Annotated in this window: 18 protein-coding genes; 4 read left to right on the top strand and 14 right to left on the bottom strand. The window is 66.7% G+C overall.

Translation table 11 applies throughout. The features are described from left to right. Positions 1-138: 138 nt before the first annotated feature. The 4 genes from AC5P56_RS05920 to prmB all read right to left on the bottom strand — a co-directional run bounded on the left by AC5P56_RS05920 (position 139) and on the right by prmB (position 4,317). Positions 139-1,167, bottom strand: a complete 1,029-nt coding sequence (locus tag AC5P56_RS05920) for an aspartate-semialdehyde dehydrogenase (RefSeq protein WP_014647891.1) — start codon at positions 1,165-1,167, stop codon at positions 139-141. Between the two features lie 90 nt (positions 1,168-1,257). Continuing rightward, positions 1,258-2,295 carry a 2-hydroxyacid dehydrogenase gene (locus tag AC5P56_RS05915; protein ID WP_197605854.1) on the bottom strand — a complete coding sequence of 346 codons (1,038 nt, stop codon included), beginning with the start codon at positions 2,293-2,295 and terminating at the stop codon, positions 1,258-1,260. Then, a complete protein-coding gene (aroC, locus tag AC5P56_RS05910) occupies positions 2,288-3,391 on the bottom strand; it encodes a chorismate synthase (protein WP_014647893.1) in 1,104 nt (367 codons plus the stop codon). The genes AC5P56_RS05915 and aroC overlap by 8 nt, the downstream gene beginning before the upstream one ends. Beyond that, a complete protein-coding gene (gene prmB / locus AC5P56_RS05905) occupies positions 3,388-4,317 on the bottom strand; it encodes a 50S ribosomal protein L3 N(5)-glutamine methyltransferase (RefSeq protein WP_014647894.1) in 930 nt (309 codons plus the stop codon). Before prmB ends, aroC begins: the two co-directional genes overlap by 4 nt. A gap of 123 nt (positions 4,318-4,440) precedes the next feature. Between prmB and AC5P56_RS05900 the strand changes: the two genes are divergently transcribed. Further along, entirely contained in the window at positions 4,441-5,091 is a 651-nt protein-coding gene (locus AC5P56_RS05900; protein ID WP_014647895.1) for an SCO family protein, read from the top strand. After that, on the top strand, positions 5,088-5,930 hold the full coding sequence (gene asd, locus AC5P56_RS05895; RefSeq protein ID WP_126411216.1) for an archaetidylserine decarboxylase: 843 nt from the start codon (positions 5,088-5,090) through the stop codon (positions 5,928-5,930). The genes AC5P56_RS05900 and asd overlap by 4 nt, the downstream gene beginning before the upstream one ends. A gap of 111 nt (positions 5,931-6,041) precedes the next feature. Here asd and AC5P56_RS05890 read toward each other — a convergent pair whose 3' ends face one another. Both AC5P56_RS05890 and AC5P56_RS05885 read right to left on the bottom strand, forming a co-directional pair. Next, positions 6,042-6,389: a ribonuclease E inhibitor RraB gene (locus AC5P56_RS05890; RefSeq protein WP_046431838.1), complete on the bottom strand. Its 348-nt coding sequence runs from the start codon at positions 6,387-6,389 to the stop codon at positions 6,042-6,044. Positions 6,390-6,412: 23 nt separating this feature from the next. Further along, entirely contained in the window at positions 6,413-8,023 is a 1,611-nt protein-coding gene (locus AC5P56_RS05885; protein WP_014647898.1) for a transglycosylase SLT domain-containing protein, read from the bottom strand. Positions 8,024-8,145: 122 nt separating this feature from the next. Here AC5P56_RS05885 and AC5P56_RS05880 point away from each other — a divergent pair, with 122 nt between their 5' ends. Both AC5P56_RS05880 and greB read left to right on the top strand, forming a co-directional pair. Beyond that, entirely contained in the window at positions 8,146-9,651 is a 1,506-nt protein-coding gene (locus tag AC5P56_RS05880; protein WP_046431840.1) for a helicase HerA-like domain-containing protein, read from the top strand. 125 nt (positions 9,652-9,776) lie between these two features. Continuing rightward, the gene (gene greB / locus AC5P56_RS05875; RefSeq protein ID WP_014647900.1) at positions 9,777-10,283 is read left to right on the top strand and encodes a transcription elongation factor GreB; all 507 of its coding nucleotides are present in this window, start codon (positions 9,777-9,779) and stop codon (positions 10,281-10,283) included. Positions 10,284-10,370: 87 nt separating this feature from the next. On the opposite strand, the gene AC5P56_RS05870 is transcribed toward greB, so the two are convergent. The 8 genes from AC5P56_RS05870 to AC5P56_RS05835 form a co-directional block, all read right to left on the bottom strand. Continuing rightward, the gene (locus tag AC5P56_RS05870) at positions 10,371-11,195 is read right to left on the bottom strand and encodes a DUF3025 domain-containing protein (protein ID WP_197605850.1); all 825 of its coding nucleotides are present in this window, start codon (positions 11,193-11,195) and stop codon (positions 10,371-10,373) included. Then, positions 11,192-12,553 carry a 30S ribosomal protein S12 methylthiotransferase RimO gene (rimO, locus tag AC5P56_RS05865; protein WP_495231491.1) on the bottom strand — a complete coding sequence of 454 codons (1,362 nt, stop codon included), beginning with the start codon at positions 12,551-12,553 and terminating at the stop codon, positions 11,192-11,194. The genes AC5P56_RS05870 and rimO overlap by 4 nt, the downstream gene beginning before the upstream one ends. Before the next feature lie 188 nt (positions 12,554-12,741). Beyond that, a complete protein-coding gene (locus AC5P56_RS05860; RefSeq protein WP_069116148.1) occupies positions 12,742-12,957 on the bottom strand; it encodes a hypothetical protein in 216 nt (71 codons plus the stop codon). Between the two features lie 87 nt (positions 12,958-13,044). Next, positions 13,045-21,321 carry a host specificity factor TipJ family phage tail protein gene (locus AC5P56_RS05855; RefSeq protein WP_495231490.1) on the bottom strand — a complete coding sequence of 2,759 codons (8,277 nt, stop codon included), beginning with the start codon at positions 21,319-21,321 and terminating at the stop codon, positions 13,045-13,047. Further along, on the bottom strand, positions 21,312-21,707 hold the full coding sequence (locus tag AC5P56_RS05850) for a hypothetical protein (RefSeq protein WP_014647904.1): 396 nt from the start codon (positions 21,705-21,707) through the stop codon (positions 21,312-21,314). The genes AC5P56_RS05855 and AC5P56_RS05850 overlap by 10 nt, the downstream gene beginning before the upstream one ends. After that, positions 21,707-22,168, bottom strand: coding sequence for a DUF1833 family protein (locus AC5P56_RS05845; RefSeq protein WP_014037987.1), 462 nt, complete (start codon positions 22,166-22,168; stop codon positions 21,707-21,709). The genes AC5P56_RS05850 and AC5P56_RS05845 overlap by 1 nt, the downstream gene beginning before the upstream one ends. Next, positions 22,165-22,518 (bottom strand): hypothetical protein, encoded by a 354-nt coding sequence (locus AC5P56_RS05840; RefSeq protein WP_014647906.1) that lies wholly within the window; start codon positions 22,516-22,518, stop codon positions 22,165-22,167. The genes AC5P56_RS05845 and AC5P56_RS05840 overlap by 4 nt, the downstream gene beginning before the upstream one ends. Next, entirely contained in the window at positions 22,515-24,830 is a 2,316-nt protein-coding gene (locus tag AC5P56_RS05835; protein WP_069116152.1) for a phage tail tape measure protein, read from the bottom strand. The genes AC5P56_RS05840 and AC5P56_RS05835 overlap by 4 nt, the downstream gene beginning before the upstream one ends. Between the last annotated feature and the right edge of the window lie 70 nt (positions 24,831-24,900).

Raw genomic sequence — 24,900 nt, 5'->3', positions numbered from 1 at the left:
CTATAAAGCGTGCGGACCGCGGTCCGCACCCACCGATGGGGACCTTCGGTAGTGCCGGCCGCTGGCCGGCAGACACGCACGTGCCATCAGGGCAATGCCGGCCAGCGGCCGGCACTACCGGTGAGGCAACCGCTGTGATCAGCGCTGCTCGGCGGCGACCAGCTCGGCCAGCTGCACGGCATTCAGGGCGGCGCCCTTGCGCACGTTGTCCGATACGATCCACAGGTTCAGGCCGCGCGGGTGCGACAGGTCCTCACGGATGCGGCCGACGTACACCGCGTCGGTGCCCGAGGCGTGGGTGACCGGGGTCGGGTAGCCACCGGCCTCGTGACGGTCCACCACTTCGATGCCCGGCGACTGCTCCAGCAGCGCACGTGCTTCGGCCACGGTGACCTTGTCGCGGGTTTCGATCGCCACCGACTCGGAATGGCCGTAGAACACCGGCACGCGCACTGCGGTCGGGTTCACCAGGATGCTGTCGTCGCCGAGGATCTTGCGGGTCTCCCAGATCAGCTTCATTTCTTCCTTGGTGAAGCCGTTGTCCTGGAAGTCGTCGATGTGCGGGATCAGGTTGAAGGCGATCTGCACCGGGAAGCGCTGCGGATCGATCTCCTGGAAGCTCAGCAGCTGGCCGGTCTGCTTGCCCAGCTCCTCGGTGGCCGAACGACCACCGCCGGACACCGACTGGTAGGTGGAGACGTTGATGCGCTCGATGCCGTACTTGCGGTGCAGCGGCGCCAGCGCCACCAGCATCTGCATGGTCGAGCAGTTCGGATTGGCGATGATGCCGCGCGGACGGTTGGCGACCTGTTCCGGGTTGACTTCGGACACCACCAGCGGCACGTCATCGTCGTAACGGAAGGCCGAGGAGTTGTCGATCACCACCGCACCTGCGGCGGCGAACTTCGGTGCGTATTCCTTGGACACGCTGCCACCGGCCGAGAACAGCGCGATCTCGACGCCGGCCGGATCGAAGGTGGCCAGGTCCTGGACCGTGACCTTCTGGCCGTTGAACTCGATCTCGCCACCGGCCGAACGCTCGGAGGCCAGGACGCTCAGGGTACCGACCGGGAAATCACGCTCGGCCAGGATCGACAACATGGTCTCGCCGACGGCGCCGGTGGCACCGACGACGGCGACGTGGAAACTGCGCTGTGCATTGCTCATGGGGGAACTCTCACGAAAACGGGAATGGGGAAAAACACGCACGACAGCTGGGTTCGGGGAACCTCCTCAAGCGGGGCGCGCGGAGGTTCCCTATCGTTTCCCGGTTTTTTTGCCCAGCGTCACGCGCGCGGCCATCGCCGCGTCAGCGTTGATCGCGCTCGGCATCCGCGACGGGCCGCCGTCCAGGCCGAGCCCGGCAAGCAGATTATCCACGGCCAGCTGTACCATCGCCGTGCGCGTGGCCAGCGAGGCGCTGCCGATATGCGGAGTGAGCACGACGTTGCGCAGCGCCAGCAGTTCCGGGCGTACCGTTGGCTCGCCTTCGTACACATCCAGACCCGCCGCAGCCAGGCGACCGTTGGCCAGCGCATCGGCCAGCGCGATCTCATCGACCAGGCCACCGCGGGCGATATTCACCAGCGTCGCCGACGGCTTCATCTTCGCCAGTGCGGCGGCATCGATCAGATGATGCGAGGCCGGCGTGTACGGCAGCACCAGCAGCAGGTGGTCGGACTGTGCCAGCAGCGTATCCAGGTCCACATAGGTCGCGCCCACTTCCGCCTCGGTCGCCGCCGGCAGCTGCGACCGGTTGTGGTACAGCACCTTCATGCCGAAACCGTGCGCGCCGCGACGGGCGATGCCCTGGCCGATGCGGCCCATGCCAAGGATGCCCAGCGTGCTGCCGTGGATATCGGCACCGAGCATGGTCTGGAACGACCACTGCTGCCACTGCCCTTCGCGCAGCCAGCGCTCGGACTCGGTGATGCGGCGCGCGGTGGCCATCAGCAGGGCGAAACCGAGATCGGCGGTGGTTTCGGTCAGGACGTCCGGTGTGTTGCTGGCCAGGATGCCGGCGGCGCTGAGCGCGTCGACGTCCAGGTTGTTGTAGCCCACCCCGACATTGGCGATCACCTGCAGCTGCGCGGCGCCGGCCACCTGGGCCGCGCCGATGCGCTCGTTGAGCGTGATGATCGCGCCGTCGGCGCTGGCCAGTTGTCCGGCGATCTGGTCCGGCGCCCAGGCGGTGACGGTGTCGGTGCTGCGCAGCTGCACGCGATCGCGCAGCGGCGCGATGGCCGTGTCGATCAGCGGCTGGCTCACCCACACGGTCGGCCGCGTGTCAGCCATCGATCTGCCCGGGAATGCGCGGGGTGATCGTGCCGACATCGCCGCACTGCGCGCGGTGGCGCAGCGCCTGGTCCATCAGCACCATCGCTACCATCGCCTCGGCGATCGGGGTGGCGCGGATGCCGACGCAGGGGTCGTGGCGGCCGGTGGTGACCACCTCGACCACGTTGCCGGACGTATCCAGCGACGGGCCCGGCAGGCGCAGGCTGGAGGTCGGCTTCAACGCGATCGAGGCGACCACCGGCTGGCCGGTGGAAATGCCACCGAGGATGCCACCCGCATGATTGCTGGCGAAGCCCTGCGGGGTCAGCAGGTCGCGGTGTTCGGTGCCCTTCTGCGCGGCGCTGGCGAAACCGTCGCCGATCTCCACGCCCTTCACCGCGTTGATGCTCATCAGCGCGGCAGCCAGTTCACCGTCGAGTTTGCCGTAGATCGGCTCACCCCAGCCCGGCGGCACATTGTCGGCGACCACGTCCACGCGCGCGCCGACCGAATCTCCGGACTTGCGCAGCGCGTCCATGTACGCCTCCAGTTCGGGCACCTGTGCAGCGTGCGGCCAGAAGAACGGGTTGTCTTCCACCGCCGACCAGTCGAAACCGGCCGGGGTGATGTCGCCCAGCTGCGACAGGTAGCCACGCACGGTGACGCCGAAGCGCTCGGCCAGCCACTTCTTGGCGACCACGCCAGCGGCCACGCGCATGGTGGTCTCGCGTGCCGAGGAACGGCCGCCACCGCGCGGGTCGCGGATGCCGTACTTGTGCCAGTAGCTGTAGTCGGCATGGCCCGGCCGGAACTGCTGGCCGATGTTGGCGTAATCCTTGCTGCGCTGGTCGGTGTTGCGGATCAGCAGCGCGATCGGGGTGCCGGTGGTCAGGCCCTCGTACACGCCGGACAGGATCTCGACCTCGTCGGCCTCGCGCCGCGCCGAAGTATGCCGGCTCTTGCCGGTGGCGCGGCGCTGCAGGTCGTGGGCGAATTCGGCCGCGTCCAGCGCCAGCCCCGGCGGGCAGCCATCGATCACGCAGCCGATGGCCGGCCCGTGCGACTCGCCGAACGTGGTGACGGTGAACAGCTTGCCGAACGAATTGGAGCTCACGGGCGCTGCGCCGCCAGTTCGGTGATGCGTGCGCTGTGGGCGATCAGCTCGCGGCATTCAACCGCGAAGATACCCATCTGGCCGACCTTGAATTCGATCCAGGCGAAATCGACTTCCGGCAGCAGCTTGACCAGATGCTGCTCGGATTCGCCCACTTCACAGATCAGCAGGCCGTCCTCGCTCAGGTGCAGCGGGGCATCGCGCAGGATCTTCAGCACCAGGTCCAGGCCGTCGTCGCCGGCACGCAGGCCCATCTCCGGCTCGTAGGAGTATTCCTGCGGCAGGGCATCGGTCTCGTCGTTGGTGACGTATGGCGGATTGGTGACGATCAGGTCGTAGTGGCGGCCGGACAGGCCGTTGAACAGGTCCGACTTGATCAGGGTGACGTTGTGCGCCTGCAGGCGCTCCTTGTTTTCTTCGGCCAGCGACAGTGCATCGTCGCTCAGGTCGACGCCGTCCACCTGCCAGTTCGGGTAGTAGTGGCCCATGGCGATGGCGATGCAGCCCGAACCGGTGCACAGGTCCAGTGCACGGTACACGTCGCGGCCGGCCAGCCACGGCTCGAAGCCGCATTCGATCAGTTCGGCGATCGGCGAGCGCGGTACCAGGGCGCGCTTGTCGCTCTTGAAGCTCAATCCTGCAAACCAGGCCTCACCGGTCAGGTAGGCGGCCGGGATGCGTTCATCGATGCGGCGCTGGAACAGCTCCAGCACGCGCAGCTTTTCGGCCTGCAGCAGGCGCGCCTGGCCGTAGGCCGGGCCGAGGTCGTGCGGCAGGTGCAGGCTGTGCAGCACCAGCTGGGTGGCCTCGTCCAGCGCGTTGTCGTAGCTGTGCCCGAAGGTCAGCCCGGCTTCGTTGAAACGGCTGGTGCCGTAGCGGATCAGATCGATGATCGTGTGGAGTTCGGCGGCCGTTTCAGCGGTCATGGCGGTACTGCGGGCAAAGTGGCCCCCGATTATAGGGGCTGGCGCCCGTGGCGGCATCCGTTGCGGCGGAAACGATTCGGGCCACAGCCGGTATGATGGGGCCCACTTCGCGCGGGAGCCCCCATGTTCAATCGCAACGCCGGCATCATCCTGCTGATCGCCCTGGCGGCGGGTCTCGGCCTGCTGGCCGCCCAGCAGGTGTTCGCGCCGAAGCCGCCGGCCAATGCCCCGGCCACCGAAGCGATCACGCTGTATCCGCAGCCGCGCGAACTGCCTGACTTCAACCTGGCCCAGTCCGACGGCACCCGCCTGATCCCGGGCGAACTGAAGGGCCACTGGACCCTGGTGTTCCTGGGCTTCACCTTCTGCCCGGACGTCTGCCCGACCACGCTGGCCGCGCTGGCCGGCGCGCAGAACCAGTGGGAAGCCCTGCCCGACAGCCTGCGCCCACGCGTGCTGTTCATCTCGGTCGACCCCGACCGCGACAGCGCCACCCGCCTGGGCGAGTACGTGCACGGCTTCCACAAGGACACCCTGGCCGCCACCGCTGACGTTCCCTCGCTGGAGCGCTTCGCCACCTCGTTGGGCTTCGTGTTCCAGAAGGTGCCGGGCAAGCATTTCGACGAGAACCCCGAGGATTACACGGTCGAGCATTCGGCCAGCCTGGCCGTGCTCGACCCGCAGGGCCGCCTCGCCGGCCTGGTACGCCCCCCGTTCAACGCGCCGGCGATCGCCCGCGACCTGCAGAAGCTGACCGAGAAAACCGCCCCATGAGCCTCACCACCGCCCTGACGTATGCCCTGCCCCACCGCCTGCTGTCCTCGATGGCGCGTTCGCTGGCGTACTCGGACGATCCGCGCGTGTCGCGCTGGCTGATCGACACGGTCACCCGCAAGTTCAACGTCAACCTGGACGAAGCGGCCAACCCGGACCCGCGCAGCTATGCGACCTTCAACCAGTTCTTCACCCGTGCGCTGAAGCCGGGCGCACGCGTGGCCGATGCCGATCCGCGCAGCCTGGTGATGCCGGCCGACGGCCGCATCAGCCAGCTCGGCAGGATCGAGGCCGGCCGCATTTTCCAGGCCAAGGGCCAGTCGTTCACCGCCGCCGAACTGCTGGGCGGCGACGAGGATGCCAAGCCGTACAACGACGGCCTGTACGCCACCGTGTACCTGTCCCCGCGCGACTACCACCGCGTGCACATGCCCTGGACCGGCACCCTGCGTGAAACCGTGCACGTGCCAGGGCGCCTGTTCAGTGTCGGCCCGGCGGCCGTCAACGGCGTACCGCGCCTGTTCGCACGCAACGAACGCCTGGTCTGCCATTTCGATACCAGCTTCGGCCCGATGGTCAGCGTGATGGTCGGTGCACTGCTGGTGTCCGGCGTGGAAACCGTGTGGAGCGGCGAGGAGATTCCGCACTACGGCGACCGCATCACCCGCAAGGACTACCGCGGCCAGGGCATCAGGCTGGAGCGTTTTGCCGAGATGGCACGCTTCAACTATGGCTCGACCGTGATCGTGCTGCTGCCGCCGGGCGTGGCCGAATTCGCCCCGCAGCTGGGCGCCGAAAGCCCGGTACAGCTGGGCCAGGCCCTGGCGAAGCTGCGCTGATAAAAAGGGGACGGAGGGGATTAAGTCGTTTATGCATAAACGACTTAATCCCCTCCGTCCCCTTTTCCACAACGGGATGCCGGCCAGCGGCCGGCACTACCGGTACGCGCGTTACTGCAGGGCCGGGGCCGGGCCGACGTCCATGCCGTCGTAGTCTTCCACGCCCTTCTCCGCGGCCAGCGCTGCGAATTCCTGGTTGCGACGGTCCAGCGAGGCTTCGTCGTGGATCTCCACGCGCTCCACATGCAGCACGTGGAACGGCGCGTCACCCTCTTCCGGATCTTGTTCGAACAGTTCCACGAAGGTGTAGCCCTGCGCCTGCAGGTGCTCTGCCAGTGCCTGCAACGGCTCAGCAGTGGAGTGCACGAAGAAGTACCCCCACAGCAACGGGCCGTTGATGTCCCAGTCGGTGTTTTCGCGGAGGTTGGCGAACAGGTTGCGGGTGTCTTCGAGATCCATGCGGGTTCCAGGGGTCGGGGGAATTACTTGTCGCAGCCCTGCAGCTTCAGCGTCTGGCCGTGACGCAGGCTGTAGGCCGGGGCCTTCAGGCCGTTGGCGCGGGCCAGGGTCGGCACGTCGCACTGGAACTTCGCCGCGATGGCGCCCAGGGTCTCGCCCTTGCCCACCTTGTGGCTGCGCACCGGCTTCGGGCGCGCGGCCGGCGCCGGGCGAGGCGTCGCCACCGCCGCCACCGGCGTGGTCGGCACACTGGTGGAGGCCGCAGCGTCGGCCACCGGCACCACGCCGCCCACGGCGACGCTGCCGGTGTAGCTGGCCGCGGTCGGGCGCTTGATCGCCGCGTTCAGATCGGCGGTGATCAGGGTGCGGGCCAGGTCGGCACGCGGGCCACTGACGCAGTTGCGCTGGTACAGCCCGGCGATGCGGGTGGTGGCGTTGATCAGGGTGCCGGCCGGAATCCAGCCATCGGCTTCATAGCGCGGGTTGAGGTTGCGCAGCGCGCGCATGTAGCCATCACGGGTGCCGTGGCTGCCCAGGCAGATGGTCAGTTCATAGATGGTGGTGGACTTGGCCAGGCGCAGCGTGGCCGGCTGCGCGCTGATCTTCGGGAACTCCACGCCATACTGCTGCGGGTGCAGGAAGATCCAGGCCGCGGCAATCACCATCGGCACATAGTCCTTGGTCTCGCCCGGGAACTGGTTGTAGACACTGTCGGTCCAGAAGCTCTGGCCGGCGCTCTGCTTGAACACGCGTGCGGCACGGCCTTCGCCACCGTTGTAGGCGGCCACCGACATTTCCACGTTGTTGTTCAGTTCGCGCAGGCGTTCGTTGAGGTAGCTGGCGCTGGCCTCGGCGGCGCTGCGCGCATCGAAGCGCGTGTCGAAGCCGGTGCCATCCGGGCCGAGGCCGAAGCGACGGCCAGTGGCCGGCATGAACTGCATCAGGCCGGCGGCGCCGGCACGCGAGGAGGCGTGCACGCGGCCGTTGGATTCCTTGGCCATGATGCCGAACAGCAGCGCCTCGGGCAGGCCACGCTTCTCCCACTCCGGCCACATCACCGCGCGCAGGTTCTGGTAGTTCTCGTAGCTGGTCAGCAGCGCAGGACGCATGTCGGTCAGCCAGCGACGGATGCCGGCCTGCACCGCCGGGTTGTACTCGACCATGCTGTCGAAGGCGTGCCGCTTGTCGTTCAGCAGCGCGGCAGCGCGCGCGGCCTCGGGCACATCCGCGGTCAGCGGGCCGATGTGATCCGGGTCGGCTTCCAGGCGGTCACCCCCCTCGTCGGCCACGTCATCGCTGGCAGCGGCATCGGCGTCGTGCTTGAGCAGGCGCTTGTAGCTGGCCAGCAGGGTGCCCATCTGGCAGCCCTTCTGCTTCACGCAGTCGTTGAGGACATCTTCCATGTCCTCCAGCGCGGCGTCGGCCTCGTTGCTGCCCTTGGGGTCGGCATTGGCGACCAGCAGCAGGGCGTCGCTGTAGCGCTTTTCGGCGACGGTCATGCGCTGCTGCAGCGCATCCACCTTCACCTTGTCCCGGGCCGAAACCCGCTGCGCATGGGCGTCGGGCGCCAGGGAAACCAGGCCGGCCAGGGCCAGCAGCGGCCAACCGCGGGAAATCAGGACAGGAACGGGCATTGATGGCACTGTGTGCGAAACAGGCAGGCAGAGTAGCGGCGCCGCCAAGGTCCGGGCAAGCCGACCTTCGGACCGTCACTGCCGGCGGTTAACATTGGGCTATTCATCACAAGGGCTGGACCATGGATCCGATTCTGCTCGGCAAAGGCATTACCGACGATATTGCCGTCACCCTGCTGCCGAAACTCGGCAACCGCCACGGCCTGGTGGCCGGCGCCACCGGTACCGGCAAGACCGTGACCCTGATGACGCTGGCCGAGGGCTTCTCGCGACTGGGCGTGCCGGTGTTCCTGGCCGATGTGAAGGGCGATGTCTCCGGCCTGGCCGTGCCCGGCAGCGGCGCCGAGAACCTGCTCCAGCGTGCCGCCGAGATCGGCGTGGCCGACTATGCGCCGGCCGCCAGCCCCACCCTCTTCTGGGACCTGTACGGCAAGCTGGGCCACCCGGTGCGCACCACCGTCAGCGAAATGGGCCCGACCCTGCTGGCGCGCATCCTCGAGTTGAACGACACCCAGTCCGGCGTGCTCGACATCGTGTTCAAGCTGGCCGACGACCGCGGCCTGCTACTGCTGGACATGGACGACCTGCGCGCCCTGCTCGGCCTCGTCGCCGAGGAGCGCAAGGACATCTCCACCGAGTACGGCCTGGTCAGCGCGCAGTCGATCGCCGCGATCCAGCGTTCGGTGCTGCGCCTGGCGCAGGACGGTGGCGAGCACTTCTTCGGCGAACCTGCGCTGGAGCTGGCCGACATCATGCGCGTCAACCACGACGGCCGCGGCATGATCGGCATCCTCGCCGCCGACCAGCTGGTACTCAAGCCCAAGCTGTACTCCACCTTCCTGCTGTGGCTGCTGTCGGAGCTGTTCGAGCAGCTGCCGGAAGTGGGCGACCTGGACAAGCCGAAGCTGGTCTTCATCTTCGACGAGGCACACCTGCTGTTCGACGATGCGCCGCCATCGCTGGTGCAGCGCATCGAGCAGGTGGTGCGCCTGATACGCTCCAAGGGCGTGGGCGTGTATTTCTGCTCGCAGTTCCCCGACGACGTGCCAGGCAACATCCTCGGCCAGCTCGGCAACCGCGTGCAGCACGCACTGCGCGCGTTCACCCCGCGCGACCAGAAGGCGGTGAAGACCGCGGCCGAAACCTTCGTGCCGAACCCGAAGCTGGACGTGGCCAAGGTGCTGAGCCAGCTCGGCACTGGTGAGGCCCTGGTCTCCACGCTGCAGGACAAGGGCATCCCGATGCCGGTGCAGCAGACGATGATCGCGCCGCCACGCTGCCGGATGGGGCCGATCACCGAAGCCGAGCGCGCCCAGGTGCGTGCCGGCAGCCCGGTCGGCAGTCGCTACGACACCGCGATCAACCGCGAATCGGCCGCCGAACTACTGGCCCAGCGTGCACAGAAGACTGTCGAACAGGCGCAGGCGCCGGCCGCGCGCAGCCGCGAACAGGACGAAGCGCAGGAAGGCGGTTTCGGCCAGGCGATCAAGGATGCGATCTTCGGCACCAAGCGCCGCCAGGGCATGATCGAGACGATGGCCAAGCAGACCACGCGCACCGTCGGCACCAAGCTGGGCAACCAGATCGTGCGCGGCATCCTGGGTGGCATCTTCGGCGGAAAGCGTTGATCTGCCACGGCCGGGGTCAGAGCCCTTTCCGCTGGAAAGGGATCTGACCCCAGGGTCGGATCCCCCCGCCAGGGAGGGCTCCGACCCCGCTCCCCGTTCGTCATCCAGAAAAGAAGTCGTATTGCATGTCGCGTTGGCGTCCCCCCGCAGAAAAAAGCACGGCCCTGATCACCGCCTCCGGGCATGCCCGGCTGAAGGCCGAACTGGATGAGCTGTGGCGCGTGCGCCGCCCGGAGGTGGTGAAGGCACTGGCCGCGGCCGCCGCGGAAGGTGACCGCTCCGAGAACGCTGAATACACCTATCGCAAGAAGCAGCTGGGCGAGATCGACCGTCGCGTGCGCTACCTGACCAAGCGGCTGGAATCACTGCGCGTGGTCGACACCACGCCGACCGACCCGCTGGCGGTGTTCTTCGGCGCATGGGTGGAACTGGAGAATGTGGACAGTGGCGAGACCAGCCGCTATCGCATTGTCGGGCCGGATGAGACCGATGCCGGGCTGGGCTGGATCAGCATCGATTCGCCGTTGGCGCGGGCGCTGCTGAAGAAGCGACTGGATGATGAATTCTCGGTGGAGCTGCCCGGCGGGCAATTCACCTTTGCGGTGATCGGGGTGGAGTACGCGCCGTTGTAGAGTCGAGTCATGCCCGACCTCGCTGCCGTTGTAGAGCCGAGCCCATGCTCGTCTGATGGGCAAACGCAGCCGAGCATGGGCTCGGCTCTACAACGGCGGCGGGTATGTGCGCCCTGCGCGCAACGGGCGGAAATACCCGGCATTGCGATAGAAGGCGGAATCGTGCACGCCGTGCCAGCCAGGAACACCGGCCAACGGCAGGGGCCGCAGCTGCAGCGGATCGGTCACTGCCCTGCCTTCGGCAATGGCCGCAGTCACCGCGTCAACGCAGGCAGCATCGGCATCACCCTGCACCACCACGCACTTGCCCACCAGCAATCGCCCCGGCAGCAGTGCCTGTTCCATCAACGCGTGCCCGAATACCGTGGCAATGGCGATGTCACCGCTCTGCCAGCGCGTTGGCTCGAACAACGCAGGCCAGTCATGCCCATCCCACGCGCGCAGCAACGTGACATCCCCCACACGCACGATCACGCCGGTTTCGTCGAACTGGGTCAAGGCGGCCTGCGCGCGGTTGCGCTGGCCGGGTGGCATGGCTTCGATATGCCGGCACTGCTGCACGTTGAGTGCCCGCTTGAGCTGCGGGTGGGAGGCCCACACCAGCGCGTTGAACAGGTCGTGCCAGTTGTCGGCACGGGTGGCGATGCGCCCCTGCGCGATGCGGGCCTCGTAGTGCAGGCCATCGGCCAGCAACGCGGCATCCTGTTCGACCAGCTGCCAACCCGGCAGGGACAGGCGTGCGTCAAGCGCCGCGATGGACGGCCAGTGGGGGCCATCCAGCAGATCACGGAAATCCTGCAGCCCGGCAAACAGCGGCTGCGCGAACACCTGCGGATCGATCGCCGCACGTGGCGGCGGTACGAAGCGCCGGACGCCGCCCCCGTCATTGGCGGCGGTCGTCGCTGCGGTCACAGCATCTTGAGGTCGAATGCCGGGCGGGGAGCGGCGGGCAGCGCGTCACCGTACAGGTCGTGCTCGTCGCTCTCGGTGATTTCCACGTCGACGAAGTCGCCCACGCGCAGCGGCACCTGGTCGGCGTTCTGGATGTGCACCAGTCCGTCGATCTCCGGCGCATCGGCCCTGGAACGGGCCACGGCGATATCGCCTTCGATGGCGTCGACCAGGCACTGCTGCACGGTGCCGATCTTGGCCTCCAGGCGTGCGGCGGAGATCTGCGCCTGCTTCTCCATGAAGCGGGCCAGACGCTCCTGCTTCACTTCCTCCGGCACAGCATCGGGCAGATCGTTGGCGGTGGCCCCCTCGACCGGCGAATAGGCGAACGCGCCCACGCGATCCAGCTGCGCTTCGTCGAGGAACGACAGCAGTTCTTCGAACTCGGACTCGGTCTCGCCCGGGAAGCCGACGATGAAGGTCGAACGCACGGTGATGTCCGGCGCGATACGGCGCCAGTTCTGCACGCGCTCCAGGGTCTTCTCGACCGCACCGGGGCGCTTCATCAGGCGCAGGATGCGCGGACTCGCATGCTGGAACGGGATGTCCAGGTACGGCAGGATGCGGTTCTCGGCCATCAGCGGCACCACTTCGTCCACGTGCGGATACGGGTAGACGTAGTGCATGCGCACCCACGCATCCAGCTCGGACAGGCCTTCGCACAGCGCCTTCAGGCGGGTCTGGTAGGCCTTGTCGCGCCACATCTTCTCGGCGTACTTCACGTCCACGCCGTAGGCAGAGGTGTCCTGCGAAACCACCAGCAGCTCACGCACGCCACCACGCACCAGGCGCTCGGCTTCGCGCAGCACCTCATCCACCGGGCGCGAGACCAGCTTGCCGCGCATCGACGGAATGATGCAGAAGCTGCACGTGTGGTTGCAGCCTTCGGAAATCTTCAGGTAGGCGTAATGGCGCGGGGTCAGCTTGATGCCGTAGTCGGGCACCAGGTCCACGAACGGATCGTGCTTGGGCGGCAGTGCTTCATGCACCGCTTCCATCACGCTCTGATAATCCTGCGGGCCGGACACCGCCAGCACGTTGGGGTACGCCTCGCGGATCTGCTCAGGGCGCTTGCCCAGGCAGCCGGTGACGATGACCTTGCCGTTCTGGTTCATCGCCTCGCCAATGGCATCCAGCGACTCGGTCACCGCCGAATCGATGAAGCCACAGGTGTTGACCACCACCACGTCGGCCGAATCGTAGGACGGGACGATGTCGTAGCCTTCCGAGCGGAGCTGGGTGAGGATGCGCTCGGAATCGACGAGGGCCTTCGGGCAGCCAAGGCTGACGAAGCCGACTTTGGGGTTCAGCTGGGACATGGAATCGCGGGACTCTGGGGGCCTGGGCCCCTGCCGGCATGGCAGGGGTACCTGGGGGCCGGGGCCTGAAAGGGCGCCAGTATACCGGGCTTCGGGCCAGCGCCCTGAATCGCCGCTGCCGCCTGCGGCGCCTGGCCCGTGAAGGGTCAGTACCCGGTCATATCCAGCACCACTGCAACCGCCCGGTCTCAGCCAGCGGCTGTTTCAATGGGCAGCGCTTCTTCCACCTCGATCGCCTCGAACCGGTACAGTGCCCCGAACTTCAAGGCATACGCATCCAGCGGCGATACCGGGATCACCATCTGCGGAAGAAGGTTCTCGCCCTCCGGCCGGAAATGCAGATTGACCACCCCCGACTGCTCCACTGCGCGGGTCAGCAGGACAAGACGTGCGTTGAACTTCATGTTGGATCTCCAAAAAAAGGGCCGCATCCACCGGCGGCCCGAACGGTTTTCATGCAGGGCACCCACCGCGACGGGCAGGTGCACGGGTCACCACACGCCCATGCGCACGCGCAGGCGTCCGGCTTCGTCATAGACCCGCCAGTTGCCATCGCTGTACTCGGTACGACGCCCGCCACCGGGGGCACTGACACTGAACGCGTCGGCCACCACATCGAATCGCGAGACCTGGCCGCTGGACGCCAGTTGCACGCCCCCTACCCGGCCATCTGCACGGACGTTGACCGACCACTGCGCAGAAGACTCGGTGCCTCCGGCCGACCAGGTGGGCGGGGCGGTTGCTGCCGCGTCCACCTGGCTGAGCATCGGGCGGAACATCCAGAAATAGGGCGTGTTTCCACCGGTGCCGATCACGATCACGCGAAAGCGAGCGAAGGTCGCCGTGGCGGGCGCCTTGGTGATCAGGAACGTGCGCGTCAAGCGGTCGAGCGTGATCGGGGTTCCGGTATCGCTCCTCACGCCCGGGCTGTGCACCAGCCCCAGGTGATTGCCGGCCGCATCGAAGAACGTCATCTCCAGCTTGGCTTCCACGCGATGGGTATTGATCCAGGCGGACGCGCAATAGGTCTTGCCGCCTTCGATGGCGATGTCGTACTCGGTTCCCCACCATGCCATTTCGCCTGCTGCGACGACGCCGGGCGTCACCGCGCCCAGCCCGAAGATCCCCTGCGGATGCCAGTTGTCATCGCCGGTGGGGTTGCCCAGTTCGGTCCACCGCCCGTTCGGATTACTGCCCCAGCCCCACCCCGAGCGCTGCCAGAAGGGGAACGTGGTGTTCATCAGCAGGTTGCCACCGGCGCCCAGATTCTTGACCTGTGCCTGCATGCTGGTGACCACGGCTGCATCCGCCTTGCCACCCAGTGAGGCCTGCACGCCATCGATCCGCCCGGACAGCGCGGTCAGTTGCGTACCCTGCTGGCTGACCTGGCTGTTCAGCTGCGAGAAGCCGCTGGCCGATACATCGCCCACCTGGGTCTTGAGCTGGGTCAGGTCACGCGCGGTGGTGTCCAGCTTGGTGCCCTGCTGGCTTACCGAGGTGCTCAGCCCCGTGATGGCCGAGGCATTGGCATCGTTGGCCACCTGGTCGGTGATGTCATAGACCTGGACGCTGTCCACCCGCACCTGACCGTTGTCGGGATGAACATAGAGGTTCAAGCGCCAGGCATCGATGCCGCTGTTGAAGGCATCGAAGTCGAACGATCGGGTCTCGAACGCCTCCACCGCGAACACGGCACGCAGATCCTGGTAGGACTGCTGGCCTGCCGCATTCTTGCGATATATCCGCACCAGCAGATTGTTGGCGCCGCCAGCACCGCAGGCGCGGACGATCACCCGCAGGCGGCGCGCGCCGTTGATCGGCACCCATTTGCCACCGTTGGCCTGCAGGGTCGGATTCACGTTCGTGTAGCGGTTGAGCAGCACACCTGGGCGTCCGTCGCCGTTGACCGTACTCCACACCGCCCCATTGGCCGCCGCCGATGCCGTCCACCCCCCCAGCCCTTCGGCGAAGTCGGGATTGGGCAGCAGGCCGCTTCCGGTGTTGAGCACGCCCTTCAGCCCGCTGGACAGGTCGGTGAGCTGCTGCGCCTGCGCGTCGACCTTCGTGCCCTGCTGATCGACTTTGGTGGTCAGCGCGGTCACCGCGGTGGCCGTGGCAGCGGCGCTCTGCTGCGCGGCGTAGGCGTCGGTGACATCGATCATGCGGATGTCGTCCACCTGCACGCGCACGCCCACTTCGCGCGCACCACTTCCTCCCGGAATGCTGACCAGCATCCGCCACTTCGCCGCAGACGCGGCGGTGTTCAGGTAGCCGCTGACCTTGGTCCAGCCATCCTTGCGCAGCGAGGCCAGTGCGTAAGCCTGCAAGGGCCACGAATTCTCCGCGTTGGCTTCGTTGGTGGTCTGCCAGCCCACCCGGATGGAACCACCGGTCGGCTGGATACTGTCCGGATGCAGGCGGGCGTAGTACTCCACATAGATGCGGCGATTGCCGGTGATGGGGGTCCACTGCCCGAAGTACAGGTCCGCATTGGTGTTCGGGCTGGTGTTGGCCGCAACGTTCACATCCAGACCGCGCTCACCGGTCCGGCGAGCATCGGCGCGGACGGTGTAGATCGTGCCCGCCGCACTGCCCAGCAGCTGGCCATCCTGGAACGTTTCGAACGCACCCAGCGGGAACAGGCTGTCGCTGCCATTGAGGACCGACTGCACGTCCGACTGCAGCTTGAGCACACTGGACGCACTGCTGGTGACACGATCGCCCAGCTGCACCACGTCGCTGCGCAGGTTGGCGATGGCCGTCGCGTTGCCGGCGATGTCCTGCGCATCGGTGATGTCGTAGAACTCGATCCGGTCGAACAGCACCTTGCCGCCGGCGTTGGTCAGATGCACCTGCGGCATGATCTCGTTGCGATCCTGCGCGGCAGACCATTCGGCCGTGTAGGTTTTCCAGGACGCATCGGACAGGTTCAGCGTCACGTCGGCATGGCTTTCGCCTGTACCCGTGGTTCGCACGCGCAACCGGCAGACCAGGGTCGCCGTGGCTTCATCAAAGGCGCGAGCCACCATCACCAGTCGGTACCGGCGCGACCGCCCCGCAACCACCGGCAACCACCGCGCGTCATTGGCCGTGATGAAGGGGTTCTGCCCGGCCTGCGGCCCATGCGTCATCAGCAACGCATCACCACTCTGGCCCGATGCCTTCACCCACTCCACGGTGTTGGCCGACACGGTACGGGTCAGCGTCCACCAGGCGGCACTGCCAGCAAAGTTACTGTTGCGCAGCACGTTGTCGCTGCTGGTCACCGAGGTGTCGACCCGCGCGGTCAGGCTGGTCAGGCTGTCGGCGGCGGACACCAGGTCGGTACCGAGCTTGCTGACGTCGGTGCGCAGCCCGGTCAAGGCGTCCGCATTGCTCCGCGCCGTACGATCGAGCATCGACGAATCCTGCGATCCGGTCGGCACGCCATTGAGCACGGTGACGGTCATTTCCACCCACATGCCAGTACGGCCGGTCTCCGGCAAGGGCGACAGGATCTGCCTGCCACCGCCGGCACCACTCCTGCGCCGCCCGATCATCACCAGCATCCGCGACCCCGACAGGGCCGCCAGGTTTTCCTGTGACAGGCCCGCGTCCAGCAGGCGGGTGCGCAGGCCACTGGTGTCGCTGTTGCTGGCACTACTGATCGCCCCCACTGCATCGGACGTATAGGCAATGAAGTACTGGTTGTCCTTCAGCGTCTGGTCGTACCAGGTGTTGAAGCGGGCCGACTCGCTCTGCAGATTGCCATGGGTATCGAACACCGCCGTATCGGTGATGCTGTTGTCCGCATTGATGATGCCCACCCGCAGCCCCCGGTTGGCGCCCATGCCCGGCACGATGCTGCCATTGGCACGGTACACACCCGATGCTCGGGGGCCACCGGTGGGCCAGGCGAGGATATGTGCGTTGGCGATGATGTTGTAGGCCACCATGTTGCCGATGCCCGAGGCCAGCCGGGTGACGTCCTCGGCGGCACTGCTCAGCTTGCCATCGATCTGTTCCACCCTGGTCGACAGGCCACTGACCGCCGCAGCGTTCGCGTCGACATCGGTCACATCCTCCACCCACAGATCGTCCAGCCACAACGTGCCGGCCGTGCCATTGCGATTGATCGTGACCTTGATGCCCTGCACCGTGCCGGTAGGCGGCAACGTCACGAAGGTCTCGGTCTTGACCCAGTCCACCGATTTCGGGAACGACTGCGTGGCGCCGCCCATCAGGTTGCCGTTGTGGTCGGCGACGCGCAGCTTGGTATTGTCGGCGGTGCCGTCGAAGTCCTCGCTGGTCCGCGTCCAGCACGACACTCGATAGCGACGGCCGGCGGTCAGGGTGATGACGCGCCCCTCATTGACCGCGGCGCTGACCACCGTATTGCTTCCGCCCGCATAGGGCTCCGCCTTCCAGCACAGGCTGTTGCCGCGGCCCTCGCGCACCACCGATGCTGCGGTGGTGTTGAAGAACGTCCAGCCGGTGCCAGCGCCCAGGTTGAAGTCGCCATTGAGCGCGAGGTTGCTGCCCGCGCCCATCACCGCTTCCATGCGACTCTTCAGCTGCACCAGGTCCTGGCTGCTGCTGGTAACCCGGCCATCGAGCTGCCCGACTTCGGTCTTCAACGCATTGAAGGCGCTGGATCCGATCTTGTCCCCCATCGTGGCATCGAGGCTGTCCACGCGCCGCCCCAGCGCGGTGTCAGCGGTCACCATCGCCTGCTGCAGGCTGCTGACACTGGCACTGGTGGCCAGCGCGCCGGTGCCTGCCGGCATCCGTGCCTGGAGTGCCTGGATCGACTGCGCGTTGACCTGGTCGCCACTCAGCCGTGCGGTCTTCTCGGCCGCGATCAGGCCCTGGCTGACCCCTGCCAGGTCACCGCCCTCGTAGCTGCCGCGCAACTGCACGGCCAGCGACTCGCGCCGGCCCGCTTCGCTGCTGTCTGCTGCGACGCGTGCAGTGGCTTCGTCCTGCAACATGGCCACCGACGCACCCGGCGTCGGGCGGCCGATCGCCACCCAGTCCAGCAGGAAGTAGTCGGCATCGGTCTGCGCCTTGGACAGATCCAGGCGGATCTGGTCGACGATGGTCCCGTTCCATGGAATGTTGTCCACGTCCAGCGTCGCGATGCCGTTGCTGTCATAGCTTGGCTCCGCGAACTGCACCATGCGTGCGTTGTCCCACGACTGGCCGGGACCATTCCACAGCAGGCGCCCGTCCCAGGCAGGACTGCCCACCTTGCGGATGCGCAGCTTGACGAAGCGGTGCGCCGCGCCCTGGACATCCTGGCCGCGCGGGCTCGTCACGAAGGCGTCGCTGGCATGGTTGGCCGGGCGCAGCCAGCCCTCCACCAGCGTTGGACTGCCGCCATTCGCGCCCCAACCTTCCACGCTGCTGTCGAAGTACCAGATGCGCTTGCTGTCGAACTGCACGCCACTGCCTGCCGACAGCTGGCTCACCATGCGGGTCAGGTTCTCCACATCCGACCGGCGCTCGCTGGTTTCGCGGGTCACCGCCGTGGTCAGCTCGGTGCGGGTATTCAGATCGCCGGCAGCACGGTCCAGCACTTCGCGCGCCAGGCCATCGGTGTTCGCCTTGAGCGCCTGCGCCTGCTGGTCCAGCCGTTCGGCCTGGCCGGCAAGTCGTTGGGCGCTGGCGGTGATCTGGTCCTGCAGGCGCAGCGATTCGCTACGCAGCGCCTCGGCTGCACGGGTGGCGGCGGCCAGGTCGCTGTCGATGCGGGCGTTGATTTCCTTGCCCAGGTCCTGCTTGACCGATTCGACCACACCGCCGATTCCCTCCAGCGTCTGCCCGGTATTGCGCCCCAGCGAGCGTCGCAGGTAGCGGGCACCGACGGACAGCACGCCAGCGGTGTTGCGACTGCGGCACGCAAACGTCCAGCTGCCCGCCTCTGGCAATACGGCTTCGATTGCGGAGGTGAAGAAGCCACCGGCATCGCCCAGCGGGGTCATGTGCTCCCACAGCGGGTTGTCGATACTGCCGGCGGTATAGCGGATTTCCACGCCGGCGAAATCAGCCGACTGCACGGTGTCGCCGGAGAAGCCCCACACATACCGGCGCACGCCACCGCTGAGCTCTTCGATGTCGAACAGATCGACCAGGACCGGCGGCGCATCGGCACCCAGCGTGGTGTACTGGGTGGACACGGCAACGCCGGCACGGCCATCGGGGCTGTACGGACGAACGACCACCGGATAGGTACCCGCTCCGGGAATCGCCCAGCTCGCTGATCGCGTGGTGGTGCGTGCCACTTCCTCCAGCGCGGCATTGCCGTCTGGATCGGACAGGACCCGCGTTTCGCCGGTGGGTCCACTGATATCGAAGCTGGCCTGCAGTTCGGTATGCACGCTGCCACCCCGGCTGACCTGGCGCTCGACCACCTTCAGATTGCTGGCCACCGGCCGGGTCTGCAGCGAGGATTCATTCGACGGCGGCACATACTGCCCGGTCCGCACGTAGTGCCAGAACTCGGGCCCCTCCTGCACCACCTCCACAGCGGCGCCCTTCAGGTCACCTTCCGGGCGGATGCCGGTCACGCGCACGCGGGTACCCGGCGTCTGCTTGAAGTCGTAGATCCAGATCGTGTCGTGTGCAGGATTGCCGTCGTTGTGGCCCGGCAGCGGTGCATCTGCCGGCCACGGATCGGCCAGCACCAGCCTGTCACTTGGCTCAGCGCCCGGAACCACGCGCAGTACGCGGTAGACACGCTCGCCTGGAATACGCAGGCCGATGAACGCACTGCCCAGCGAAGGTGCCGGGACCGTCTCGTCCAGTTGCAGCGTGGCAACGCCTGCAGCGTCGACGGCGGCATCGATCAGGCGGCCACCGAAGCCCCACTGGGTAAGGTCGTGCTGCAACGCCAGCACCGACAACCGCGAGTAGGCCAGGTGCTCGATGTCGGTGCTGTAGCTGATCGACTTGTATTGATAGACGCTCTGCGCCAGATGCCAACGCGCCAGCATCGCGGCATGGGCTTCGGAGCTGACGCCCTCACCGGTGATCTTGGCCGGATTGAGCATCACCTCCACGCCCGGCGCCGGCACGCGCAGCGTCGCCGCCTTCCAGGTGCGGCGGTCCAGGTAGCTGTACTCGATGCCGTCGGCAGCGTTGGCCAGGGTGTAATCGACCTGGAACTGGCCCTTCTTGATCGTGGCCATGTTGACCACGCCGGACAGGGGCTGCTCATCGGCCGCCCAGGCCACGCCCAGCCGGCCCTTGGCCCAGGTCACCTGGCCGAAGCCGGCCAGCGCGATGGCGTCGAGCACTGCCTGGTGGCTGCGCACCTCGGTCAGCCAGTAGTCGTAGCCCAGCGCGTTGTCCGCGCAGTGCAGCATGAAGGCTTTCAGGCTTTCGATATCGATGCGCCGGTCGGCCATGCCCAGGCCGGCGATGCGCTTGCCGTTCTCATCATGGATGCCACGCGCGTAGGCCAGGATCTGTGCGCCCGGGTTGCTGGTTTCCTCGGTCACCCAGCCGGCCGCTTCACCCTTCCACACCGGAATCGGTCGCGCATGAGCCACGCAGCGGATCTCATCCGGGGTGCCATTGAGCTGGCCGGACGCCTTCATCTGCAGGCCGATGGCAGGAATGCCGGCATGGCTGGCGTCGTCGCGCTGCACGCTGACCAGCGTGGTCCAGGTGAAATTCGCCTGCGCGCCACTGCCATCGGTGTTCTGCCCGGCCACGCGTACGCGCACGTCGTACTGGCCCAGCTCCACGTCGCGGCCGTAGCTGACGCGGCGCGCCTTCTGCGTGCGTCCCACGACGCTGTAATTGCCGAACGACTGCCAGGCATCGGAGCCGACCGGCCGGTACTGGATCTGGATCTGCTCGCGGTTGTCCTTGTCCTTGCCCTTGGACGTGGTATCCCACAGCCGGAACTCGATGTTCACCTGCAGGCGCAGAGAGTCAGCGGAGCTGGTGCGCTCCACCCACGGGCTGGCCACGTGCTTGGCATCGCTGCCGGTATCGAGCAGCTGCGCGCCTTCAATCACATCAGCGTTGCTGTACAGCGGAATCGCTTCGTCGGGCATCTGCGGGAAGCCGCGGAACCAGGTGCGCACGCCTTCGTAGCTGGACAGCGCCGAATCACCGTTCTGCAGGGCCTCCACCCGGCCAACGTTGATGCCCGGGCTGAGGGTCAGGCCGACGTACTGCTCATCGCCCTCGAACCAGGTATAGGGGCGGCTGATCAGGTCCGGAGCGAGGCGCGTGGAACCGAACAGCAGGCCCAGCGGTTCATAGGCGCGCACACGGTTGCGCGGCGCTGCCAGGGAATACGCCGTGTCGGCGACACCGCCGCCACCGGGCTTGGGCGGCTTCGGCGTGAGAACCTTGTTGATCAGCACGCTGCCGGCCACGTAGACCGCGGATGCGGCCAGCGTGCCGTACGTGCCTGCGATGGCGCCTGCGCCCCAGGCGGAACCGGCCACCAGCGTGCCGATGCCGAAGGTGAAATAGGTCAGCGCGATCATCGCCACCAGCGGAATCACCGCCTTGCCCACCACGCTGCGCACTTCGATCAACTGGCCATGGCGCGGTCGCGTGTGCATCCACTGCTCGCGCGGCACCTCCAGCCCGTCAACGCAGACCTGCCATGCGCGGCCATCGAGCCCGTCTACATGGCGCATGAGGAATGCGTACAGGCTTTCACCCGGGCGCAGTTCGACCGGCACGTTGCGCTGGCCATCCAGCAGCACCGGGTGCGGGGTGATGATGAGGCGGCCGTCGACCGCCGGTTGTGGTGTCAGTTCCATGCGTAGTATCCCTCGATCCTCAGCCCAAATCCGGGCAGGTCACGAACGCGGTGCAGCACGCTGCAGCCGTTCGTTTCGTTGCTGTGCAAGACCCAGCCCTCATGAGCCAGGAAAAAGAAAACCCCGGCGTGGCCGGGGTTGTGTTGTCCGCGTTCGATCATCAGTACCAGGTCGCCGTCCTGTGGAGGGCCCTCGCGAGGTACCGCCTGCGCGCGCGACAATGCGCCCAGCTCGGCCGAGCCGCGCCGCCCGCGCGGCCGGCGTCCGGGCAGTGCCACTTCACGGGCGAACAGCGCCCGCTGCACCTGCATCACCAGGTCGGCGCAGTCGCACGCTGCTTCGTCATAGGGGATGCCCACCCATCGCTCGACGTCGACCAGGCGCATCAGAAGATTCCCGGCAGCGTGAACGGATTGGCATGCAGCAGCACGGCCTGCTGGCGCATCAGGAAGTCGACACCACACTGGGCACTGACCGTGCGCGTGTTGACCGACACCTGGGTCATCGGCAGGTCGTACTCGGCCTCGATGGCATCCGGATCGGCGCGATCGGTCAGCATCAACCGTGCGGTCACCATCTCTCCGGGGGCAAGCCCTTCCAGGTCCTCGGTGAGTGCGCGGCCGATGTTGTCGATCACCAGCTGCGCGCGCGGTGCCTGTCCACTGACATCGTCGGGAAGCTGGAAGCCGAACGGTGCGGCAATGAACTCCCTGCCGTTGCTGGTCCAGTTGACGTTGTCGTTGACGATCCGCAACACCTCCGGCATCGACGGCGCCGACACTTCCAACAGCATCAGCGGTCCCTGGGTGTCGGCCAGGCGCTGGCGGCGCTCATGGAAGGAACTCATCGCATGTACTCCAGTACAAGATCGCGCTTGGAGAAGCGGAACCGGGTGTTCAGTGGCACCAGGCGGCCGATGCCCTGCGGGAAGCGGGCGCTGATCGGCTGCCCGGTCCGCGGGTGCTCCATCGTGAACCAGCCGACGCGACCGACATCGTGCAGGTACCACGCTTCGAATGCCTCGGCGTCAGCCGCGGTGCGGAACTGCACCGAGGCGTACACGTTCTTCATCACCCGGCTGTTGAGCGCGCGCATCTTGCTGGGGCCGCGCTCCATCTCGGTCCGCTCTTCCGAAGCGACGATCTCCTCGCCGTAATCCGCAAAGCGGATTTCTGCATATTCTGGCCAACTGCTCATCCCACTGCCTCCGTCCATCCGTATCGGGCCCGTCCAATGGCGCCCAGCTCACCACCGTTGAGGCTGTCGCCCACGATGTCGATCACCAGCCGCCGTACTTCGCTGCCATCGGGCATGCGCTGCCGCTCTTCCCGGGTGTTGACCCGGCTTTCGCCGTAGTTGTTGATTTCCACATTCATCCCACCCTCGCCGGCACGGGCGATCGGTACCTGCACATAACCCCCGCTATCACCACCGGACAGGCCATTGCCGGTTCGCAGCGAAGTGCGCAGGGCGAAGAATGCCGATGGGCCGCCGAGCGCAGCCATGTCTTCCTGGCTGAGCACGCCCTCGCCCTTGTGGACGATGCCGGCCGGCTCGTACTTGCCCCCTGGGCCCGTGTAGCCGCCGATGGAAAAACCGGTGATCTTCGGCCCGAACATCTGCCCGATCGAACTGATCAGCCCACTGACCATCTGTTTGGCTGCCACGCGCGCCAGATCGGCGATGATCGAGTCGGCGAGGTCGGAGAAGGACAGCTTTCCGGTCTGGGCAAACTTGACCAGACTGTCTTCCAACCCGCCCAGTGCATTACTGAAGACGCCGTGGCTCAACTCGGCGGCATTGGCCGCGGCATCGGCATAGTCCTCGAACGCCCGCATTGCGCCGTTCTTCCAATCGGACTGGTATGCCTTCTTGTTCTCCTGGAACTCTGCCTCGCGTTGCAGTGACTGTTCATGGAATGCATCGAGCTCGGCCAGCCGGGCTCTGTAGCGCTCCGACTCGATGACCTTGCCGTCCTCACCACGCGACTCGTCGTCCAGCGCGCGCTTTCGATTGTCCCGATCCTCATCCAGAGCGGAACGGCGTTGCATGCGATCCACGCTCGCTGCGCCATGGCCGATGCCGAACAGCGCCTGGTCGTTGCCGCGCTGCTGTGCATGCGCCGCCTGCTGGAGCTCCCGCTGCAGCTTCAGCAGATCCTGCTGGGCCTTCTTCGACGCTTCAGCGGCTGCCGCTTCCTTGGCCAGGGCCACCGCGGCGTCCAGCGAGGCCTTCACCCGCAGTTGCTTCTGCTCGCTGAGCTTCTTCTCGGCATGCTCCATCTCGTCAAGGAGGGTGACCTGCAGCTTTTCCGCCTCTGTCATCCCCTCCTTCAGCTTCTGCCGCACCCGGTCCTGGGCGATCTGCTTCTCGATGCGATCCATCAGCCCGGCGTACGCATCAGCCTGCTCGTGCACGCCCCTGACCGACTGCTGGGCGGCCTGCTGCTGTTCGCGGAACTGGGCCTTGCGTTCGATGTCGGCCTTCTTGCGCGCGGCATCCCTGTTGAACTCTGCGCGCTGGGCCGGGTCCATCTTGTCCGGGCCGCCCCTTGCGTTGATCTCCGCGCCGCGTTCAGCCATCCAGGCCGCGTACTCGCCACGGGTCAGCCGGATCCACTCGACCTCGTCCCGCCACGCCTCTCCGCGCATGGCGCCCAGCATGCCGTTGAAGGCATCGGTCGCCTTCAATGCGTTCCATTGCGTCGCACCCAGAGACGCGATGAGCTGGTCAAGCGTCTGGTTGTCCACGTTCTGGATGGCCGCGGCAATCGCATTGAACAGCTTCTCGTCGAGGGCGCCCCTGATCGTTTCTTTCAGGCCACGGAACTTCTCCTGGACCGGCGCGACCTCCGCCTGGAACGCTTCCAGGTTCGCCCTGGCCTTCTCCAGCTCGGCGTAGTCCGAGGCTGCACTCAGGCCCGCCCCTTCCCGTCCCGATCGCTGGCCATGACTCACTCGGCCTTCCCAATGGACGACCGAGCCCTGCAGCGCCTTCTCGCGTGCCTCCAGCTCGCGCAGCGCCCTGGCCTGCTCATGCAGCGTGGCGACCGCCTGCTCCAGGGGCAGCGTGCCCGCGCCCATGCCCAGGCCGGCCTGGTCCATCGAGAACGACATCTGCTGCAGCGACTGCATCTGCTCCTTGTACTCGCTGCGCGCACGTTCGGACGCCTTGACCATGTCCAGGTACGCTTCGCCCAGCTTCTGCACCGACGCGATGGCGATGCCCCATGGGCCACCGGCGGCCGTCAGCAGGCCGCTACCAAGCTCCTTCAAGCCGCTGCCGAGCACATCGCCGCCGACGTTGGCCTTTGCCTTTGTCGCGGCCTTGCCCGTTGCGCCCTCCGGTGCCGCATGCACGCGCGCCAGCGCGGCGGCCGTCCGCTCGGCCTCCGCGCGCAGTGTCTTGAGATTCTGCGTTGCCAGGCGGCTGGCCTCCGCCATTGCGGTACGGAAGCCCGTCGTGTTGACCCGCAGTACTACGTCTAGATTCTGGTTAGTGGACGCCATACGCGTTCCTCCAAGAATGATGAGGGGCCCCGCAGGGCCCCAGGTTCGATTGCATGCCACGCATCGGAGA

The organism is Stenotrophomonas sp. YJH_SMC_131, assembly GCF_059367975.1.
Note: the sequence above shows the minus strand (reverse complement) of the source record. Positions and strands in the feature narration are given on the sequence as shown.

Coding starts and splice junctions, on each gene's coding strand:
- AC5P56_RS05920 (WP_014647891.1), bottom strand. CDS start 1,167: ATGAGCAATGCACAGCGCAGTTTCCACGTCGCCGTCGTCGGTGCCACC.
- AC5P56_RS05915 (WP_197605854.1), bottom strand. CDS start 2,295: ATGGCTGACACGCGGCCGACCGTGTGGGTGAGCCAGCCGCTGATCGAC.
- prmB (WP_014647894.1), bottom strand. CDS start 4,317: ATGACCGCTGAAACGGCCGCCGAACTCCACACGATCATCGATCTGATC.
- AC5P56_RS05900 (WP_014647895.1), top strand. CDS start 4,441: ATGTTCAATCGCAACGCCGGCATCATCCTGCTGATCGCCCTGGCGGCG.
- asd (WP_126411216.1), top strand. CDS start 5,088: ATGAGCCTCACCACCGCCCTGACGTATGCCCTGCCCCACCGCCTGCTG.
- AC5P56_RS05890 (WP_046431838.1), bottom strand. CDS start 6,389: ATGGATCTCGAAGACACCCGCAACCTGTTCGCCAACCTCCGCGAAAAC.
- AC5P56_RS05885 (WP_014647898.1), bottom strand. CDS start 8,023: ATGCCCGTTCCTGTCCTGATTTCCCGCGGTTGGCCGCTGCTGGCCCTG.
- AC5P56_RS05880 (WP_046431840.1), top strand. CDS start 8,146: ATGGATCCGATTCTGCTCGGCAAAGGCATTACCGACGATATTGCCGTC.
- greB (WP_014647900.1), top strand. CDS start 9,777: ATGTCGCGTTGGCGTCCCCCCGCAGAAAAAAGCACGGCCCTGATCACC.
- rimO (WP_495231491.1), bottom strand. CDS start 12,553: ATGTCCCAGCTGAACCCCAAAGTCGGCTTCGTCAGCCTTGGCTGCCCG.
- AC5P56_RS05860 (WP_069116148.1), bottom strand. CDS start 12,957: ATGAAGTTCAACGCACGTCTTGTCCTGCTGACCCGCGCAGTGGAGCAG.
- AC5P56_RS05855 (WP_495231490.1), bottom strand. CDS start 21,321: ATGGAACTGACACCACAACCGGCGGTCGACGGCCGCCTCATCATCACC.
- AC5P56_RS05850 (WP_014647904.1), bottom strand. CDS start 21,707: ATGCGCCTGGTCGACGTCGAGCGATGGGTGGGCATCCCCTATGACGAA.
- AC5P56_RS05845 (WP_014037987.1), bottom strand. CDS start 22,168: ATGAGTTCCTTCCATGAGCGCCGCCAGCGCCTGGCCGACACCCAGGGA.
- AC5P56_RS05840 (WP_014647906.1), bottom strand. CDS start 22,518: ATGAGCAGTTGGCCAGAATATGCAGAAATCCGCTTTGCGGATTACGGC.
- AC5P56_RS05835 (WP_069116152.1), bottom strand. CDS start 24,830: ATGGCGTCCACTAACCAGAATCTAGACGTAGTACTGCGGGTCAACACG.